19 protein-coding genes and 1 tRNA gene are annotated in these 18,624 nt (G+C 71.4%); 15 read left to right on the forward strand and 5 right to left on the reverse strand.

The window, feature by feature from the left end; all coding sequences use genetic code 11:
* The first annotated feature begins 5 nt into the window (after positions 1–5).
* The 4 genes from ACQPZP_RS00885 to ACQPZP_RS00900 all read left to right on the forward strand — a co-directional run bounded on the left by ACQPZP_RS00885 (position 6) and on the right by ACQPZP_RS00900 (position 1,272).
* Positions 6–374 (forward strand): signal peptidase I, encoded by a 369-nt coding sequence (locus ACQPZP_RS00885; protein WP_433465668.1) that lies wholly within the window; start codon positions 6–8, stop codon positions 372–374.
* A gap of 52 nt (positions 375–426) precedes the next feature.
* Positions 427–861 carry a hypothetical protein gene (locus ACQPZP_RS00890; protein ID WP_433475699.1) on the forward strand — a complete coding sequence of 145 codons (435 nt, stop codon included), beginning with the start codon at positions 427–429 and terminating at the stop codon, positions 859–861.
* Between the two features lie 76 nt (positions 862–937).
* Positions 938–1,029, forward strand: a tRNA-Ser gene (locus ACQPZP_RS00895).
* Between the two features lie 66 nt (positions 1,030–1,095).
* On the forward strand, positions 1,096–1,272 hold the full coding sequence (locus tag ACQPZP_RS00900) for a hypothetical protein (RefSeq protein WP_433475700.1): 177 nt from the start codon (positions 1,096–1,098) through the stop codon (positions 1,270–1,272).
* Between the two features lie 3 nt (positions 1,273–1,275).
* Here the strand turns inward: ACQPZP_RS00900 and ACQPZP_RS00905 are convergent, their stop codons facing one another.
* Positions 1,276–2,028 (reverse strand): M15 family metallopeptidase, encoded by a 753-nt coding sequence (locus ACQPZP_RS00905; protein WP_433475701.1) that lies wholly within the window; start codon positions 2,026–2,028, stop codon positions 1,276–1,278.
* A gap of 165 nt (positions 2,029–2,193) precedes the next feature.
* Here ACQPZP_RS00905 and ACQPZP_RS00910 point away from each other — a divergent pair, with 165 nt between their 5' ends.
* The gene (locus ACQPZP_RS00910; RefSeq protein WP_433475702.1) at positions 2,194–2,616 is read left to right on the forward strand and encodes a hypothetical protein; all 423 of its coding nucleotides are present in this window, start codon (positions 2,194–2,196) and stop codon (positions 2,614–2,616) included.
* A gap of 13 nt (positions 2,617–2,629) precedes the next feature.
* On the opposite strand, the gene ACQPZP_RS00915 is transcribed toward ACQPZP_RS00910, so the two are convergent.
* Positions 2,630–3,088, reverse strand: a complete 459-nt coding sequence (locus tag ACQPZP_RS00915; RefSeq protein WP_433475703.1) for a MarR family winged helix-turn-helix transcriptional regulator — start codon at positions 3,086–3,088, stop codon at positions 2,630–2,632.
* Between the two features lie 164 nt (positions 3,089–3,252).
* On the opposite strand from ACQPZP_RS00915, the gene ACQPZP_RS00920 reads away from it, so the two are divergent.
* Complete coding sequence (locus ACQPZP_RS00920) at positions 3,253–4,263, forward strand: pirin family protein (protein WP_433475704.1); 1,011 nt, start codon at positions 3,253–3,255, stop codon at positions 4,261–4,263.
* Between the two features lie 61 nt (positions 4,264–4,324).
* On the opposite strand, the gene ACQPZP_RS00925 is transcribed toward ACQPZP_RS00920, so the two are convergent.
* The gene (locus tag ACQPZP_RS00925) at positions 4,325–6,322 is read right to left on the reverse strand and encodes a hypothetical protein (RefSeq protein ID WP_433475705.1); all 1,998 of its coding nucleotides are present in this window, start codon (positions 6,320–6,322) and stop codon (positions 4,325–4,327) included.
* 314 nt (positions 6,323–6,636) lie between these two features.
* Here ACQPZP_RS00925 and ACQPZP_RS00930 point away from each other — a divergent pair, with 314 nt between their 5' ends.
* From ACQPZP_RS00930 to ACQPZP_RS00940, 3 genes are all read left to right on the forward strand, one after another.
* The gene (locus tag ACQPZP_RS00930; protein ID WP_433479532.1) at positions 6,637–7,821 is read left to right on the forward strand and encodes an ATP-binding protein; all 1,185 of its coding nucleotides are present in this window, start codon (positions 6,637–6,639) and stop codon (positions 7,819–7,821) included.
* 284 nt (positions 7,822–8,105) lie between these two features.
* The gene (locus ACQPZP_RS00935; RefSeq protein ID WP_433475706.1) at positions 8,106–8,345 is read left to right on the forward strand and encodes a hypothetical protein; all 240 of its coding nucleotides are present in this window, start codon (positions 8,106–8,108) and stop codon (positions 8,343–8,345) included.
* A 92-nt stretch (positions 8,346–8,437) separates the two neighbouring features.
* Positions 8,438–8,680, forward strand: coding sequence for a hypothetical protein (locus tag ACQPZP_RS00940; RefSeq protein ID WP_433475707.1), 243 nt, complete (start codon positions 8,438–8,440; stop codon positions 8,678–8,680).
* A 32-nt stretch (positions 8,681–8,712) separates the two neighbouring features.
* Here the strand turns inward: ACQPZP_RS00940 and ACQPZP_RS00945 are convergent, their stop codons facing one another.
* A complete protein-coding gene (locus ACQPZP_RS00945; RefSeq protein ID WP_433475708.1) occupies positions 8,713–9,558 on the reverse strand; it encodes a MauE/DoxX family redox-associated membrane protein in 846 nt (281 codons plus the stop codon).
* The gene (locus tag ACQPZP_RS00950) at positions 9,552–10,484 is read right to left on the reverse strand and encodes a hypothetical protein (protein WP_433475709.1); all 933 of its coding nucleotides are present in this window, start codon (positions 10,482–10,484) and stop codon (positions 9,552–9,554) included. Before ACQPZP_RS00950 ends, ACQPZP_RS00945 begins: the two co-directional genes overlap by 7 nt.
* Positions 10,485–10,744: 260 nt before the next feature.
* Between ACQPZP_RS00950 and ACQPZP_RS00955 the strand changes: the two genes are divergently transcribed.
* The 6 genes from ACQPZP_RS00955 to ACQPZP_RS00980 all read left to right on the forward strand — a co-directional run bounded on the left by ACQPZP_RS00955 (position 10,745) and on the right by ACQPZP_RS00980 (position 18,622).
* Entirely contained in the window at positions 10,745–11,224 is a 480-nt protein-coding gene (locus ACQPZP_RS00955; RefSeq protein WP_433475710.1) for a SigE family RNA polymerase sigma factor, read from the forward strand.
* 111 nt (positions 11,225–11,335) lie between these two features.
* The gene (locus ACQPZP_RS00960; protein ID WP_433475711.1) at positions 11,336–12,946 is read left to right on the forward strand and encodes a long-chain fatty acid--CoA ligase; all 1,611 of its coding nucleotides are present in this window, start codon (positions 11,336–11,338) and stop codon (positions 12,944–12,946) included.
* 202 nt (positions 12,947–13,148) lie between these two features.
* Positions 13,149–14,750: a sigma-70 family RNA polymerase sigma factor gene (locus ACQPZP_RS00965; protein ID WP_433475712.1), complete on the forward strand. Its 1,602-nt coding sequence runs from the start codon at positions 13,149–13,151 to the stop codon at positions 14,748–14,750.
* Between the two features lie 26 nt (positions 14,751–14,776).
* Positions 14,777–15,775: an adenylate/guanylate cyclase domain-containing protein gene (locus ACQPZP_RS00970; RefSeq protein WP_433475713.1), complete on the forward strand. Its 999-nt coding sequence runs from the start codon at positions 14,777–14,779 to the stop codon at positions 15,773–15,775.
* Between the two features lie 168 nt (positions 15,776–15,943).
* Complete coding sequence (locus ACQPZP_RS00975; protein WP_433475714.1) at positions 15,944–17,506, forward strand: N-acyl-D-amino-acid deacylase family protein; 1,563 nt, start codon at positions 15,944–15,946, stop codon at positions 17,504–17,506.
* A gap of 63 nt (positions 17,507–17,569) precedes the next feature.
* The gene (locus ACQPZP_RS00980; protein WP_433475715.1) at positions 17,570–18,622 is read left to right on the forward strand and encodes an ABC transporter substrate-binding protein; all 1,053 of its coding nucleotides are present in this window, start codon (positions 17,570–17,572) and stop codon (positions 18,620–18,622) included.
* Positions 18,623–18,624 lie beyond the last annotated feature (2 nt).

Genomic DNA, 18,624 nt, shown 5'->3' on the forward strand with positions numbered 1-18,624 from the left:
GACCTGTGACCGACGACGACGGTGTGTACGTGGGGAAGGCCGGGCCCGATGCCGCCGGCGACCGCGGGTGGCTGCTCGGCCATTTCAAACCCGACGGCGACCTGCGACAGAGCGACGAGGTCGAGATCAAGTGGGGCGTGCACCCGAAGGGCGAGCGCCGCGCCGAGTGGACGAGCGGGGAGAAGCGCACCGCCCTCCTGGTGCTCATCAGCGGCCGTTTCCGCATGGAGTTCCCCGGCCGGGACGTCGTCCTCAGCGAGCAGGGCGACTACGTCGTGTGGGGACGCGGGGTCGACCACTCATGGGAGGCCGAGGAGGAGTCGGTCGTCATGACCGTCCGCTGGCCGTCCATCCCCGGCTACCGCGTCCCTTAGGAACCACCCGCGGGTCGGCCGCGTCCCAGCTGCCATGATCGGAAGATCTCGCATGGCACCGGCCGCGGTGTTGCTTGCGCTGTGCGCCGGCTGTTCATCGTCCTCCAGCGGGCAGATCATCTGCGCACCGTGCCCGTCTCCGGCGACCGTCTCGGTCACGGGCGTCGACCGGCTGACCGGGGACGGCTGGCACATGCTGGTCTGCGTCGGCGACCGGCCGTGCACCGACGTGCGTGTCCCGCCGGGCGATGCCACGACTGCGCCGCCTTCTTGCGGGACATTGTCATGCTCCCTGAACGGCTCCGGCACGCTGCAGATCACGCTCAACGAGAAGGACGCTCGTTCGCTGGCGGAACAGCCCGTGCGGATCACCGCATCCAAGAAGGGCGGACGGGACGTGCTGCGAGGGTCGGGCACCATGAAGTTCACCGACGACAAGGGGCCCTGCGCGTGCGATCACTCGCACGCCGACGTCGCGCTGGGGTGAAGACGCGATATGCGGTCGAGGACAGTGGGGCGCGACCGCTATCGTTGGCGATGGCCGCCCCTTCGGCAGGTCACCTGGAGAGTTCGCATAGTGGACTAGTGCAGGCGCCTTGAAAGCGCCCAGGGCTGGGGACAGTCCTCGTGGGTTCGAATCCCACACTCTCCGCCAAGGAGTCCCCTGGAACCCCCGTTAAGCGTCCGACCCGGGCAGAAGGCATCCGTTACCCTCTTCGGCATGTCGCAGACACCGCAGACACCGCAGGACCCGGCAGGCACGACGCACCAGTTCCAGAACTTCGCCAACCAGGCGCGGCCGGAGAAGTCCGGGCCGAACGTCGGCATGATCGTCGGCATCGTCGCCGTGGTGGCCGTCGTCGCGATCCTGGTGATCGCGCTCGCGATGATGATGTGACGCTCAGCGGCCCGACGCGGAGAAGTGCTGGTAGTCACGGGCACCGCTCCACGTGCCGCCCCAGCCCCAGCCGATCGAGGCGAACGCCTTGACGACCTTGTCGCCGGCGTGGATCACGCCCGGGTCGTCGTTCTTGCGGTTCCGGTACTTCACGCAGCGCTTGTGGGCCACGTGCCCGTCCGCGTAGACGTACGGGTTCTGGCACGTGTTGATGTCGACCGCGAGGCCGAACGCGTGCTGGGAGAACGAGCTCGACCCGGTGGCGTTGCGGCAGTTGAACGCCGAGGTGTTGTTCGCCTCGATGGAGGCGAAGTCGCTGCCCTTGTACTTGTCGACCGGTTCCATGCGCTCGATCGGGTAGCGCATCGCGTACAGCTTCCTGAACACCTTGACGAGGTCGCCTGCCGCCTTCGCGTTGACGACGAGCTGTCCGTCGGTGTGCGGCTTGTCGTCCATCCCCCAGTAGGTCATCTCGATCATCCGGAGCCCGGACGGCGCGACGGGGCAGCCTCTCCGCCAGGAGTGCTTCAGGTCCCCGGCGGTCACCTTCTTGATGTCGGCCTCGAACCCCTGCTTCGTCGGTGTCGCCGAGGGCTTGCTGGGAGTGGGCGACGCGCTCGGCGCGGTCGGCGGTGTCGCCGGCGGCGGCGACTCGCCGGTGTCGTCGGAGCCGCGGCCACATCCGGCCGCCACGATGGGCACGGCCACCAGCATGGCGAGGAAGGTCGCGGTTCGATGAGCCCCTCTACCTGGCATCTTTGCAGCATACGCAGGACGCGGGCTGCTCGTGCCGGGCCGGTGATTCGCTACCGTGCCGTTTGAAGGCGCGCCCGCCGGATAGGGGCCGGGACGGACGGGCCGTGATCCTCATCCATCCGCCGGGCAGGTCGCCCGGCGGCCTCCGGCCCCCAGGGAGCCGGGATGGCGGAACCTCAGGAGAGGGACCTCCCAAGCCTCGAAGACGAGATCTTCGGGGTGGCGCACAGCGTGGAGGTCGAGCAGGCGGCGCACGCCCAGCCGAAGCTGCAGACGGACAGGGCGGAGGTTCTCGCAGAGCGCGCGCGGGTATTTCTCGGCAAAGACATCAAGGCGCTCTCGGCGGGCTTCGCGATGTTCGTGTTCGTCGACGCCGTGATGATGTACGCGCCGCTGATGATGAGCCGCCGCCCCAGCCTGCTGCCGCAGTTCATCACGCTGCTGGTGCTGGCGTTCGGGCTCGGCGGCCTGCTCGTCTGGAAGGTCGGCGGACGGTGGCGGACGTTCGGCATCGGCATGATGCTCGCCTGGGGTTTCCTGACCCTGGTGTCCGTCGGCTTCCTGACCGGCGTGACCGTCCCTCTCTAGGACGGGAGGCCGGCTACGTGGGGCCGAGGCGTTTGAGGACGATGCTGAAGGCGCGTCCGATCGCCTCAAGGTCCTGCGGTTCGATCACGTCGATGAAGTACGTCCGGACGGTCTCGACGTGGTCGCGGGCGGCGCGTTCCAGCGCGGCGAAGCCGTCGTCGGTCAGCTGCGCGAAGACGCCGCGCTTGTCGTTGGCGCAGCTGTCCCGCTTGACCAGGCCCTTGGTCTCCAGGCGGGAGCAGGTGTGCGACAGCCGGCTGCGGGACTGGCTGGCGTTCTCGGCGAGTTCCGCCATGCGCAGCCGCCGGCCGGGGGCCTCGGACAGCCGGACGAGGATCTCGTACTCCGACACCGAGAGGCCGTGCTTGGTCTTGAGGTCCCGGTCCATGATCTCGGTGAGCCGGACGCTGCCGTCCACGTATGCCCGCCAATCACGCTGCTGGGTGGCATCGAGCCAGCGAGGTTCGCTCATACCGGAAGTATAGACACATGTTGAAGTTTCAACTAATGCACGCTATCTTCACGGTAGCAGGACGGTGCGGAATCCGTCCGTGGAAATAGTTGAATCATCAACTACGTTACCGGTGGCAGTGCACCGCCCGGCCCGGACGGGCACCCGGACGAGGGGAGAACCCAATGCCTGCCGTGATGGCCGACCCGCTGACCCTGCCCCGCCTGCCGCTGCTGCCGGAGGACGGCACCGACTGGCGCCGCGTCGCCAGGACCGTGACCGCGAAGCGCCACCTGGAGGGCGAGGGCTTCCAGGTCAGGCGTCCGTTCCCGGGCATCGACCTGTCGCTGGCCGACCCGTTCCTCCTCCTCGACCACATGGGCGCCGTCGAGTACGCGCCCGGCGAGGCGAAGGGAACCCCGTGGCATCCGCACCGGGGGTTCGAGACCGTCACCTACATCATCGACGGGGCGTTCCAGCACCAGGACACGACCGGCGGCGGTGGCCTCATCTCCGACGGCGCCACCCAGTGGATGACGGCCGCGTCCGGGATCCAGCACATCGAGCAGCCGCCGCCCGAACTCGTCACCAAGGGCGGCCTGTTCCACGGCATCCAGCTGTGGGTCAACCTGCCGCGCGCCCAGAAGTGGGTCCCGCCGCGCTACCAGGACATCGAGGCCCGCGACGTCAAGCTGCTGGCCGCCGCCGACGGGTCGTCCCTCGTCCGCGTCATCGCGGGCTCCGTCGCCGGATACGACGGTCCGGGCGTCACCTACACGCCGATCAACTACCTGCACGCGACCGTCGCGCCCGGAGCCAGGCTCACGCTGCCCTGGCCGCGCGACTTCAACGCGCTGGTGTACGTCCTCTCCGGCCGCGGGACGGCCGGCCCCGAAGAGGCCGCGCTGGACGAAGGGCAGCTCGCCGTCTTCGCCGGCTCCCACCACAAGGGCGACGGTGACGGGCTGGTCGTCCGGGCCGCGGACAGCCAGCCGGTGGCCAGTGCCGGCGGATGGGAGATCCTCATCCTCGGCGGCCTCCCGATCCGCGAGCCGATCGCGCGGTACGGCCCGTTCGTCATGAACACGCGCGAGGAGATCGTCCAGGCGTTCGAGGACTACCAGGCCGGACGCATGGGCACCATCCCCGCCGAGAAGGTCCCGCACCAGACCGAGGCCGACGAACCGCTCGCCTGACCCCGCTCCCGGACCCGGGCCGTGAAGGGCCCGGGTCCGGAACGGCTCCGGCCCACGGCGGCTAGGGGACGTCCCCCGCGCCCGACTCCTCGATCTTCTCCTCGATCAGCTCGACCAGCCGCAGCTCGTACGGGGCGAACTCGTCCGGCGCGGGCGCCTCCAGCCGCGCCCGGATCGCCGCGACCATTGGTGCGACCTCGGCGGACGCCGCCAGCGCCGGACCCGGCAGGCCCGCGAGCGCGTCGAGCATCCGGCTGATCCCGAGGCCCTCGTCGTCCTCGTCCTCGTCTTGGTCGGCGGGCGGGGCGGTCTGGAGACGCCGGCGGATCTCCCGCGCCATCACGTCCGCCGTCTCGGGCAGCCCGATCGCCGTGAGAGCGACCTCCGCGGCATGGCGGGTGTCGCGGTACGCCTCGCCGTCCTCCAGATGTTCCAGAAGCGTCGGTGTCGCGGGCGCAGCGTCCGGTCCGATCCCGGCCAGCGCCGTCATCAGCCGTCCTTTGACCGACTCGTTCGCCCACCAGTCCGTTTCCTCGGCCGGGACGGGAAAGGCGCGGAGTGCGTCGTGCAGGGCGGGGACGGCGGCGGCGCCGTGTTCCGCCAAGGCGCGCTGCGTCAGCGCGCCCAGGAAGTTGCCGATACCGGGAAGGCTCGCGATCAGGTCGTCGATCGTCGGGGAGGTCTCGCCGGTGAAGTGCGCGAGCAGGCGTGCGCCCGATCCCGGTTCGCCGGGGTGGCGGTCGAACATCTGGTAGACGGCGGTGGTGGCCCTGTCCCGTTCGAGCCGCTCCAGCTCGATCACCGCCCGTTCTCGCATCTCCTGGACGGTGCCTGAAATGACCAGGTCGGCCAGTGCGTCCACCAGGCCGGTGCGGTCCTGGTCTGGGATCTCGACCCCGGCGAGCACACGTAGCGCCGCGTCCACCGCCGGAACGTGGTCCCAGTGGTGGCGGAGATCGTCAACGAGCGTGTCGATGTCGAGGGGGTTCGCGGCTCCGGCAGGCCGGCCGCCCCAGTGCCGCGTCAGCCCTTTGTGCTCCGACCACTGGAGGAGGTGCACCTGGCCGGCCCGCCCGCCGACCAGCCACCGGGTCCCGTCCCGGGAGCTGGCCGCGACGGACAGTTCGGAGGCGTCCGCCGGGGTGAAGCGGGCGACGGGGCGACGGTCGTGCATCCGCCAGAGCGCGGCCGTCCCGTCGTGCGAGAGGGACATCGCCAGGCCGGCGTCCGGGGCGAGCGCCAGGGCGGACACGCGGGCGGCGTGGCCGTCCCGGACGAGGCCCAGGCAGTGCCCGGTGCTCGCGTCCCACCAGGACAGCGCGCCGTCCCGGCCGCCGAGGACGACCAGCGGCCGGCCGGGGTCCGCCGCGATCGCCGTCGGCCGCGCGGGCGGGACGAGCACGGCGGTCCGCGCACCGGTCGCCGCGTCCCGGACCACCATGTCACCGCGCCGCGGGCACACCACGAGCCGCCCCCCGTCGCAACCTCGCATCAGCCCCTGCCGGACCGGCCCTTCCGGGGCCCTGTAGGCCCAGAGCAGCTCGGCGTCGGCGTGCCGGGTGGCGGACGCCTGCCGCCAGCAGCCGACCTCGCCGTCGGTGTCACCGGTGATGATCAGTCCGGACGCGGTGAGCACCGTCGCCTCGACCTTGCGGGTCCGGATCATTCCGCCGAGCGGGCCGAACAGGCCGATCCAGTCGTTGGCGCCCAGTTGCGTCAGGAGCGAGACCCGCTCGTCGCGGTCGAAGAGGCGGCCGCCGTCGTAGGGCAGATGGCGCCATTCCATGGCCTCCGCGGCGATCGTCCACAGGATCGGATCGGGTCCCTGGGTGAGCAGTCCCGGGCGCACCGTGTCGGTGGTGAACGCCGCACCGGTGACGCGGCCATGGTGAGGTCCTCGAACCGAGGCGACCAGGTTCCCGTGGCGCAGGTCCCAGATGCCGACCTCGCCGGATCGGTCGCCGCTCGCGCCGTACCGCCCGTCCGGCGAGACGGCGACGGCGGTGACGGGGACGGCGAACGGGGGCACGGAGAAGGACGAGGCTGCGTCGTTCGGCACCCGGAAGGTATACAGGCCCTTCAACGATCATGGCGAGCGAGATTCGGCCCGGTTCCGCCCTCTCATCGTCATCCGGGTTCGCGTGACGAGGGAGACCGCATGCGCTAGTGTGTTCGAATAGTCGAACAGAGGTTCGACGGCTTTGTTCGAACGCGCTCGCCCGGGGAGGCGACATGGTGGCCACGGCCATGAGAGGGGCCGAAGCCCCCGCGCACTGCGGGCGGCGGCGGGCGCGCGCGACACGCCGCAGTGTTTTCTACGCAAATCTACGGCCGCAGCTATATCGCCTCATAGAGTCCGAGAGCGTGGACCCCGTGCGCAACCCCTATGCCCCGGGCGCCGGGCAGCGCCCTCCGGAGCTGGCCGGCCGCGACCGCGAGCTCAAGCAGTTCGAGGTGGTGCTCGAACGCGTGGCCCGCGGCCGTCCCGAGCGCAGCATGATCGTCACCGGGCTGCGCGGGGTGGGCAAGACCGTGCTGCTCAACGCCTTCCGGTCGATGGCGATCCAGCGGCTGTGGGGCACGGGGAAGATCGAGGCCCGTCCGGACCAGTCGATCCGGCGGCCGGTCGCGTCCGCGCTGCACCGGGCCGTCCGGGAGCTGGCGCCCCGGCACCGCGCACCCGACCGCATCGAGGATTTCCTCGGCGTGCTCAAGGCGTTCGCACAGGCGGAGCCCGAGCCGTCCGGCAAGGGCAAGGCGCGGGTGCACCGCTGGCAGCCCGGCATCGACGTGCCCGCCGCGCGGGGCCGCGCCGACTCCGGCGACCTGGAGATCGACCTCACCGAACTGTTCGTGGACGCCGCGTCCGTCGCGACGGACGTGGGCGTCGGCATCGCGCTGTTCGTGGACGAGATGCAGGACATCCCGGCCGACGACGTGTCCGCGCTGTGCGCCGCGTGCCACGAGCTGTCCCAGGTCGGCGGCCCGCTGATCGTGGTCGGGGCCGGGTTGCCGCACCTGCCCGCCGTCCTGTCGGCGAGCAAGTCGTACTCCGAGCGGCTCTTCCGGTACGCGCGGATCGACCGGCTCGACCGCGAGTCGGCCGACTTCGCGCTGCTCGCCCCGGCCGAGCGCGAGGAGGTCACCTTCACCGAGGACGCCCTCGACGCGCTGTACGGCGCGGCCGACGGCTACCCCTACTTCGTCCAGGCGTACGCCAAGGTCGTCTGGGACGTCGCACCCGACACCCCGATCACCGCGGACGACATCAAGGTCGCCGCGCCGGAGGCGGAGAGCGAACTCGCCGTCGGCTTCTTCGGCAGCCGCTACGAACGCGCGACGCCGGCCGAGCGCGACTACATGCGCGCCATGGCCCTGCTCGGCGACGACCCGGTGCCCACCGCGTCCGTCGCCGACGAACTGGGCCGCAAACCGTCCAGCCTGTCGCCCGCCCGCGACGGGCTCATCAAGAAGGGCCTCATCTACAGCGCCGAGCGCGGCATGGTCGCTTTCACCGTCCCGCACTTCGGCAAGTTCCTCCGCTCCCAGCCTGCCTGACCTACCGCGCTGTCGGGTTCTCTAGCGAAAACGCTAGAGAACGGTAGAAAGCCGCAGCGATTCCTGTCGTCCGGTGAATATTCGGCTCTCTAGTGATGGCCGTAGAAAGCCGTAGATTCTGCTCGCCTGCCCTCTGGGCTTCTCTAAGGCTTTCTAGAATTTATCGTATAAAGCCTTAGATTCTCGCAGAGCGAGGCTCAGCGGCCTGGGTGTCCCGAGGTCAAGTGGGTAGGACCCCCGCGGTGCGCCCATAGGCGGGCGCGAACGTGGAAGCCGAGGGAAACATGACAGACCGATTCCGTGGCCAGGACCCTGACAACGAATTCTCCAGCGAGGACGAGTACGGCAGCCGCGACCAGATGTCCTCCTCCATGCACGACGAACCGTCGTTCTCCATGCACGACGAGTCGTCGATGCAGCAGGAACAGGGCGGCCGGGCACAGCAGCCGGAGGGCGCGTTCATGCCGGACGACGGCGACTACTCGTCCGACATGGAAGAGGACGACCCGGGAAGCGGCTGGTGAATTGACGACGCCCCGTGCGTTGCCGTGCACGGTCATCCGGGTACGAGACCACTGGCGACCCGCGGCGGGCATCGGGCGATGTCGGGGGACACATGGCAGTGCGAGGCCGGCTCGGCGGCCACGAGGCGGACGACGGACTTCTCGGCGAGAACGAGATCCGCGCCCTGGTGGTCGGCTACGACGAGTCCGCGATGCGGCAGGATCAGGGCGGCCGCCCGACGGTCCTCGGCTCGGAGAACCGGCACATGATCCGGTTGCGGGGAATACTGCGCGCCCGGACGCGGCGGCTCCTCGCCCGGCAGGCGCGGGGGGACGGCACGCAGCCGTTCTTCTGAGCCGAGTCGGCCCGCCGGGAAGCGCCGGCCGGCTACTGGACGTGTCCGAGAAGGCGCTCGATGGCGGGGGCCTCCGGCGCCACGACCGCCGACCGGACGGTCCGATCGCGGCCGGCGGTCGACACCGCGAACACGATCTCCACGTCCCGGCCGCCCGGGAGCCGGGCCGGAAAGACCACGAAACGCCAGCAGCCCTCACGCCACACGTCCAGCGGCACGGCGCTCGCGATCACGTTCTCGTGCGCGACCCACGCGCGGCTGTCGTGGAGCGTCGCGTACGTCTCGGACATCGGGCTGCGCCGCCGCTCGCACGGGACGGCGTCGCGCGTCGCCCGGCGTCGCCCTGCCAGCTCCGCCAGCTCCGGGGACAGCCCCGCGAACAGCGCGAGCTCGACCGCGAACACCAGCCCGACCTGCGCCTGGACGTTCCGGAGCACGTCCACGCCCGCGTGCGGCGCGCCGAGCGAGGCGACCGCCGCGCAGGTGAACAGCACCGCCCGCAGCACGCTCCGGCGGTCCACCCTCTTGCCGCTCAGCGCGCCGAAGCAGCCGCATCCGGCGTCCGGCCTCCGCACCCGCAGCTCGCCGACCACCCAGGTCGCGGCGGCGAACGCCACCGTCGTCGCGAGCCGCACCGACAGATGGGACGTCATCAGCAGCGCCAGGCCCAGGCCGCCCTCGCCGATGCCGAGCCCGACCGCCATCCCCCGGCTGCCGCGCAGCGCCGTCAGCCGCGCGAGCCCGGCCGGCACCGGCACGCCGTGCACGTGGTCGGGCGCGTCCGCCGGCCGTTCGCGCAGGGCCAGTTTCGCCACGCACGCCGTGAGCAGCACCGCCGCCAGCAGCAGCACCTGCGTGTTCTGGATCGCCGTCACCATGGCCCCGTCACGGCCGCGTTGAAGCAGCCGGCCTCCAGTTCGCCGCCGAGCCCCGCGAACGCGGTCGGTGTCAGCTCCACGATCCGCCCGCGCGGGGACGCGCCGCACTCCACGCACCGGTCGCAGAACCGGGCCGCGGTGCAGCCGCACTCGATCACCGGCAGCGGCGCGGAGCGTCCCGCGCACTCGTTGCGCACGGTGACCTCGCTGCCGAGCGACAGGCAGGGGAAGGGCACGCAGCCGGACGGGGCGTCCGCGCATCCCCCGGCGTCCCCCTCGGAATCGACCGCCGGGTAGGACGCCCCGTCCCGCTCCTCCCCCTCGACGCCCCCGAACCAGGTCGCCGTCCCGTGCAGGACCTCCGGCACGGGCGCGGCGGACTCCGGCGCGGCGAGGTCGGCCACCCGGTACCCGGGCTGCGACGTGCCGGGGCGCACCGCCTGCGGCCCGCCCGGGGACCGGACGCAGATCACGTCGATCAGGTATCCGGGTTCCAGGCGCGGATGACGGACCAGCACCCGTCCGAGGGCGTGCGGGGGGATCACCACATGGGCACGCCCGCGGTGGGGTCCCATGTCCACCTCCACGGTGTCCCGCCCGCACGCCACGATGGTGCCGCTGACCCGCCCGATGCCGACCCAGATCCGCTCGGCGAAGCCGATGCCGGGGGTTCTGTGCCGGACGACCACGGGGCGGCCCGGGCGGAGCGCGGCGAGGCCCCCGCGCCCGCCGTGCCAGACCACGGTGTCCTCGCTCATCGCGAGGCGCACCTCCGTGCCGCCCGCGGCGAGGACCAGCAGGTGCGGGCTCGCGTCGAGGACGATCCCGCCGACCGCGCTCCGGCCGCCGGCGGCCGGACGCTGAGCGGCCCCGAGCACCGCCTCGCGGTGGCGTCGGCGCACTTCACGGCGGTGGGAAGGCGGCATCGCGGCTCTCCGGCATCATCGTCACGCTGGGCGACTGCTGTTAAGACAGTGAGTCAAGAGTCACGGCCGGTGACTCCGCTGTCGACGGATTTGTCGCGATAAGTCAGCCAGTGGAGGACGTCTGATCTACCTCGGTTGAAGATTATGCACTGGTTGACCCGGATATGTAGTTTCTGTAGACCCGAAATTACGGTCGCCATGCGATCGTCGACCGTACCGGGAGTCGGCGGCGGCTCCACAACCCCTGGTCCGGTGATGGAGTGAGCGGAACACGGCACGAGGAGTTCCGCGAGTACGTGGCGGAACGCGGCGCGGTGCTGCTGCGCGCCGCCACCCAGCTGACCAGTGACCGTACCGAGGCCGAGGACCTCCTCCAGGCCGCTCTCGCCAAGACCTACCTCGCCTGGGACCGCATCGAGGACCGCTCCGCCGTCGACGGCTACGTCCGCCGGGCCATGGTCAACACCCAGATCTCCTGGTGGCGCCGCCGCAAACTGGACGTCTACCCCACCGACCAGCTGCCCGACCGCCCGGTGGACGACCACACCGACCGCAGCGAGATGCGCGACGCCCTCGGCCGCGCCCTCCGCCGCCTCCCCGAACGCCAGCGCCTCGCGGTCATGCTCCGCTATTACGAGGACATGTCCGAGCGCGAGATCGCCGAAGTCCTGGGCGTGAGCGTGGGAACCGTGAAATCCACCGTCTCCCGAGCCATGACCCGACTCCGCGAACTGTATTAGCCCAAAGCGCGCTTTGTTCGACGTGGCTCGTGACGGGGCTTCCGGGGGTCGTGTCCCTGGGGGAAACTGTCTGGAACCGCTGCGAGCTGGAGGTGCGCTGTGTGGAGCACCATGCAGGACTTTCCGTTGACGATTACGACCATCATGCGGTTCGGGGCCGGGGTGTTCGGGGACGCCGAGGTCTCGACGTGGACGGGGGACGGGGCCCGGCGGCGGAGCTACGCGGAGGTCGGGGAGCGCGCCGCCCGGCTGGCGGGTGCGCTGCGTGCGCTCGGGGTGGACGGCGACCAGCGCGTCGCCACGTTCATGTGGAACAACACCGAGCATCTGGAGGCGTACCTGGCGGTCCCGTCGATGGGGGCCGTCCTGCACACGCTGAACCTGCGGCTCTTCCCGGACCAGCTCGTCTACATCGCGAACCACGCCGAGGACCGTGTCGTCATCGCGGACGGGTCGCTGATCCCGCTGCTGGCGCCGGTGCTGCCGGAGCTCAAGACCGTCCGGCACGTGATCGTGGTCGGGGCGGGCGACACCGCGCCGCTGGAGGGCGCCGGCAAGGAGCTGCACCACTACGAGGACCTGCTCGCGGCGGCGCCCGCGGACTTCGACTGGCCGGAGATCGACGAGCGGTCGGCGGCGGCGATGTGCTACACGAGCGGGACGACCGGGAACCCGAAGGGCGTCGTGTACTCGCACCGGTCCGCGTACCTGCACTCGATGGCGACGTGCACGGGCAACGCGATCGGGCTGAGCGCGTCCGACACCGTCCTGCCGGTGGTGCCGATGTTCCACGCCAACGCGTGGGGGCTGCCCTACGCGGCGCTGATGGCGGGCGCGCCGCTGATCATGCCGGACCGGTTCCTGCAGGCGGAGCCGCTCGTCCGGCTCATCGAGGCCGAGCGTCCGACGGTCGCGGGCGCGGTGCCGACGATCTGGTCGGACGTCCTGCGGTACACCAGGGAGCACGGATCCGATCTGAGCTCGCTGCGGCTCGTGCCGTGCGGCGGGTCCGCGGTGCCCGAGTCGCTGATGCGCGGGTTCGACGAGCTCGGAGTCCGGATCGTCCAGGCGTGGGGGATGACGGAGACGTCACCGGTCGCCTCCGTCGCGCACCCGCCTGTCAAGGCGACGGGTGAAGAGGTCTGGCGGGCGCGGGTCAGCCAGGGCCGCGTGCTCGCCGGGCTGGAGATGCGCATCGTGGGCGACGGCGACGTCGTGCTCGCGAACGACGGCGAGGCCGTCGGGGAGGTCGAGATCCGCGGGCCGTGGATCACCGGCGCCTACCATCTCGACGAGGACCCCGGGAAGTTCCACGACGGGTGGCTGCGCACCGGCGACGTGGGGACGATGTCGCCGGACGGCTTCCTCGTCCTCACCGACCGGGCGAAGGACGTCATCAAGTCGGGCGGCGAGTGGATCTCGTCGGTGGAGCTGGAGAACCATCTGATGGCGCACCCGGACGTCGTCGAGGCGGCCGTGGTCGGCGTCCCCGACGACCGCTGGCAGGAGCGGCCGCTCGCGTCCGTCGTCCTGCGGGACGGGGCCGACGTCACTGCTGCGCAGCTGAAGGAGTTCCTCGCCGGGCGGATCGCGAAGTGGCAGGTTCCGGAGCGCTGGGCCTTCATCGCCGAAGTACCGAAGACGAGCGTGGGGAAGTTCGACAAAAAGGTGCTGCGGCGCCGTTACGCGGACGGTGACCTGGAGGTCAGGCGCGCCGACTGAGCCGGTCCGGCTGACTCGATTCTGACGCCCGGTCAGTGGCCGGGTGATCACAGAGAGACGCGATATCTCACCGGGGCGTCACGTTACCGGCGAATTCGGTGGATGATGTGGTGCGAATGGGGTCGGTGGGTGTATGCAAGGTGGGCTGAATGTCCGGATGGCCCCCGTGGGGGCGCACCCACCGCCGGTGCCGGGAGCGTGAATGCCCAGGTTGTCCACCTCCGCACACTCGGCCGACCGAAAACTGGTCAACGGGCTGAATGAAGGCGACGAGGCGGCGATCGCCGCACTCTATGACGAGTACGGTGAGCGCCTTTATGACTACGCGCTGTCAATGTCGGGCGACGGGAAAGTCGCCGCCGACATCGTGCACGACACGTTCATCGACGCCTGCCGCCGCGCCCCCCGGATGCGCGACCACCTGCACCTGAGCGCCTGGCTGTACGGGGCGGCCCGGCGCCGCTGCGTCCGCCGCGGCCGGGCGAAGGTGCTGTTCTGGGACCGGGACGCCGAGTTCTCCGACACCCCGTTCCTGGACCGTGCCGAACCGGACGACCCGCTGCCCGGCCGGCCGCCCACGGACGAGCTGCACGACCTGCTCCGCGCCGGCCTCGCCCGGCTGGAGCCCGTCGACCAGGAGGTGCTGCTCCTGGCGTACCGGCACGGGCTGCGCCCCGCTCGCCTCGGCGCGACGCTCGGCCTGTCGCCGCGGCGGGCGGCGATGCGGGTACGGAAGGGACACGCCGAGCTGGAGGCCGCGCTCCGCAAGGAGATCGACCGTGCCGGGCGGGCCTGCGCGGCCGCCGGGGAGCCGGAGGAGGAGTCCCCGTCCACCGCGGTCCCCGTCCTCGCCGCCCGGGCCCCGAAGCGCAGGGAAGAGGAGACCGCCGCTCCGGCCAGGGCGCGCGGCCTGCTCTTCCGGGGGGTGTGGAGGGCCGTCCCTCAGCAGGAGACCGACCCGGCGGCCGAAATGCACGCCGCCGAGTGTCCCGACTGCCGGTGCCGGAGCCGGGTGACGGCGGACGCGCTGCTCAGGCGGGCGCCCGCGCCGGTGCTGCCGGCGGCGCTGCGGCACCGCGTCATGCACACCGCGACGGATCCGGAGCTGGCGGGATACCGCGCCGACATCGCGGCCCGCGGCGGGGCGCTGACCCCGTCCGGCCTGCCGAGCCAGCCGGACGTGCCGTCGCCGTTCACCCGCCGGTGGCTCTTCACCGGGGGCGGCATGGCGGGCGCGCTGGTCGCCGCGCTCGTCGCCGTGTTCATGATGGGCCCGGGCCTCGGCGCCAACACGCTCTCCTGGCCGCCGTTCCGGACGCATCCGCAGCCCGCGATCACGCATGAGAAGCCGGAGAGTCACGGCCACGGCAAGAAGGCACCGGAGGGTTCCGGCGGCGCCCCGCAGGGCGGTCCCGTCCAGCCGGCCCCCAACCCGCAGACGCAGGACAAGGATCCGAAGCAGCCGAAGAACCCGGCGCAGTCGCCGCCGCCCCCGACCGAGGCGCCCGAGCAGCCCGGCGACCTCGTGGTGAGCCCCGCGAAGGTCGAGCTCTACGGGACGAAGACCGCCCAGGTCAGCCTCGCGGCCAAGAGCGGCCCCGTGGCGTGGACGGCGATGACGTCGTCCAACCAGCTGATCCTCTCGGAGACGCAGGGCGGCATCGCGGAGGACGGCACGGCCCGGGTGACGCTCACCCTGCGCACGGCGCTCATCGGCCTGCCGGGGCAGGGGACGCTCACCTTCACCGACTCCGAGGGCGCCGCGCACCAGGTGACCGTGGTCTGGGGCGCGTCGATCCTCTGACGGCCCGGCGAGCATAGGGTTGGCGCGTGGCGGACGACATCGAAGAGACCCTCCTCGGCGGCCCTCTGCGCTACACACGCGGTGAGGTCGAGGCCCTCTCGGGCGTCTCGGACGACTACGCGCGCCGCATCTGGCGGGCGCTCGGCTTCCCCGTCCCGCCGGACGACGAGGTCGCCTTCACCGACGGTGACGTGGCCGCCCTCAGGCAGATCCGCGAGGTCCTCTCCCACGACCTGGTGGACGAGGAGACCGTCCTCCAGCTCGTCCGCGCCGTCGGCCAGACGATGGGGCGGCTCGCCAGCTGGCTCGGCGACGTCTGGCTGCGCCGCCTCGGCGATCTTCCGCGCGACGAGCCCACCAGCACCGACCTCGTCACCGCCGCCCTCGCCGCCACCGAGGAGCTGCGGCCGGCGTTCGAGCGGCTCCTCCTGCACGGCTGGCGACGCCAGCTCGCCGCCGCGGGCATGCGGGCCACCGCGTCGACCGCCGCCGCGCAGGCCGACCCCGTCGCCGGCGTCGCCGTCCTCGCGGTCGGCTTCGCCGACGTCGTGTCCTTCACCCGGCTGAGCCGCGGCCTCGACGGTGACGCCCTCGCCGCGTTCGTCGAACGCTTCGAGTCGGCCGCCACGGAGATCGTCGCCGAGTGCGGCGGCCGCGTCGTCAAGACCCTCGGGGACGAGGTGCTCTTCGTCGCATCCACCCCGGACGCCGCCGCCGAGATCGGCCTGCGCATCGCGGACCACTTCAACGAGGACCCCGATGCCCCCGAGGTCCGCGTCGGCCTCGCTTACGGCGACGTCATCCAGCGCCTGGGCGACGTCTTCGGCACCCCGGTCAACATGGCCGCCCGCCTGACCGCCACCGCCTATCCCGGAACGGTTCTCGCCGGCCCCGACCTGGCCACCGTCCTCCCCAAGGACATTTACGACGTCTCCGCTCTGCGTCCGCGCCCCCTCCAAGGTCTGGGCCGCGTAAGGCCGTACGTGCTGCGGCGCCCCCGGAGGAGTCCGCGGGCAGCCGTCTGACCGGGGCACCCTCCCGTCGGCTCTTCGGTAACGACGCAGGTCATGGGCACGTTCTGCAATGCAAAATCATGTGTTGCAAATCTGGTGCCGCGCTCGGTTCTCGCCATAGCCTCCACGACTACCGGCGCAGAAGTCCGGTTACGTGCTCGTTGAGGCGAATGAGGTCCGATGTACGATCTGCTGGTTCGCGGAGGGACGGTGCTGGACGGCACCGGTGCCCCCGGGCGCCGCGCGGACGTGGCCGTCACCGCGGGCCGGATCTCGGCGGTGGACCCCATGGACGGCGTGCAGGCGGCCACGGAGATCGACGCCGTCGGCCGGTACGTCATGCCGGGCTTCATCGACACCCACGTGCACGGCGACGCTGCCGTGTTCGACGCGGACGTGCAGCTCGCCGCTCTGCGGCAGGGCGTCACCACGTTCGTCCTCGGGCAGGACGGCCTGTCCTACGCGCCGGCGAGCGCGGAGACGCTCCGGTACGTCAGCCGGTACTTCGCACCGGTCAACGGCACCCATCCGGCCCTCGGCGACGGGCCCGTCTCGGTCGCCGAACTGCTCGCCGGATATGACCGGAAGACGCCGCTCAACACCGTCTACCTCCTTCCCCACGGAACGATCCGGCACGGCGTCATGGGGACGGCGCGGCGCGCGCCCGAGCCCGGTGAGCTGGCGGCGATGCGCGCGCAGGTCGAGCGGGGGCTGTCGGAGGGCGCGGCCGGGCTGTCCACCGGCCTTGAGTACGTGCCGGGCGCCTACGCCGACGCCACCGAGATCGCGGCACTGTGCGCGCCGGTCGGGGCGGCCGGGCTGCCCTACGTCACGCACATGCGCGGGTACGAGTCGGCGGCCGTCACGGCGATGGCCGAGGTGCTGGAGATCGCCCGGGCCGGACGCGTCGCCCCGCATGTCTCGCACTACCACGGGCCCAAGGACGACCTGCTGCCGCTCGTGGACAACGCGCACGCCGAAGGCATCGACCTGACCTTCGACAACTACCCCTACCTGCGGGGATCCAGCACGCTGACCCTCGTCACGCTGCCCGGCTGGCTGCCGGTCGCCGACCTTGACGCCACGCTTGAAGAACTCGCGGACCCGTCCGTCCGGGAAAGGCTGGAGCGCGACTGGTTCGCGCACCGCGCCGAGGTGTGGCCGCGCATCACGCTGTCGCACGTCCCCGCCGCCGAGTTCCGGTGGGCCGAGGGGATGAGCCTGCCGGACGCGGCGGAGCAGGCCGGGAGGGCCCCCGGCGAGTTCTGCTGCGACCTGCTCGTGGCCACCCGCCTGGAGGCGGGCTGCGTGTTCGGGCAGCCGCCGACCAACAGCGAGGAGTCGGTGCGGGCACTGCTGCGGCACCCCGCCCAGATGTCCGGCTCCGACGCCATCTACCAGGGCGGGCACCCGCACCCGCGGGGCTGGGGCGCGTTCGCGCGGCTGCTGGGCCGGCACGTCCGCGACCTCGGCGACTGGACGTGGGAGCAGGCCGCCACCCACCTCGCCGGACGCGCCGCGGACCGGTTCCGGCTCACCGGCCGGGGCCGCGTCGAGGCCGGGTACGCCGCCGACCTCGTCGTGGTGGACCCCGCCACCGTCACCGACCGAGCCACCTACGAGCAACCCCGGGTGCCCGCCGAGGGCGTCGAGCACGTCGTCGTCAACGGCGTTCCCGTCCTCGCCGGCGGCGTCCTCGCGACGCCCGGAGAGCCGCCGGGACGGGTCCTGAGACCCGCCTGATCACCCCCCGCCCCGTTCGCCGGAGCCCGCCCCGGGCTCCGGACCAGCACAAGGAGTCCCCCCATGATCGGTAGGTTCACGCGCGCCGTCGTGGCCGTCACGGCGCTCGGCACGCTGGCCGCCACCGCCGCGTGCGGTGTCGACTCCGGCACCGAAGCCTCGCCCGGCGGCGCCGGTAAGTCCAAGGCCCTCAAGGTGGGCTGGTCCACGATCTACCTGACCCCGTCGTGGATGCAGCAGACCGACAAGATGATGAAGGACGACGTCGCGAAGCTGAAGCAGGAAGGCGAGATCGCCGACTACCAGGTCTTCAACGCCAACGGCGACACCTCCCAGCAGATCGCGCAGATCCGGGCGATGATCCAGCAGAAGTACGACGTGATCATCGTGGACGCGGGGTCGTCCACGGCGCTGAACCCCGCGCTGGAGCAGGCCGTCGACGCGGGCATCACGGTCGTGAACTTCGACAGCCTGGTCACCTCCGGAAAGGTCGTGCGGGTCGGCACCGACCAGAAGGAGTGGGGCCGGATGATGGGCCAGTGGCTCGGTGACAGGCTGGCCGGCAAGGGCAAGATCATCGCGTTCAACGGCCCGGCCGGGGTCGCGGTCAGCGAGGAGCGCTGGCAGGGCGCCGAGGAGGCGCTGAAGAAGTACCCGGGCATCAAGATCGTCGCCAACGTGCACAGCGAGTACAACCTGGCGCCGGCCGCGCAGGCGTTCGCCTCGGCGTACTCCGCGAACCCCGGCATCGACGGCGTCTTCTCCCAGGGCGGGGCGCTGTCGGCGGCCGCGCTGCAGACGCTCGTCAAGCAGAAGAAGAAGCTCGTCCCGATCACCGGTGAGAACTACAACGGGTTCCTCAAGCTGTGGAAGGAGCACGAGTCCGGCGGGTTCTCCTCGCTGTCGACCGCCCAGCCGAACTACCTCGGCGTGATCGCGCTCCGCGCGGCGGTCGCGAAGGCCGGCGGCGCGTCGGTGCCGAACCAGATCACCGTCCCGCTGCCCAAGATCACCGACGAGAACCTGGACCAGTACGTCAAGCCGGACCAGCCCGACGACTCCTATCCGATCCCGGCGCTTCCGCAGTCCGAGATCGACAAGCTGATCGGCAAGTAGCG

Source organism: Spirillospora sp. CA-142024 (assembly GCF_050942325.1).
In the GTDB taxonomy this organism is placed as follows: domain Bacteria; phylum Actinomycetota; class Actinomycetes; order Streptosporangiales; family Streptosporangiaceae; genus Spirillospora.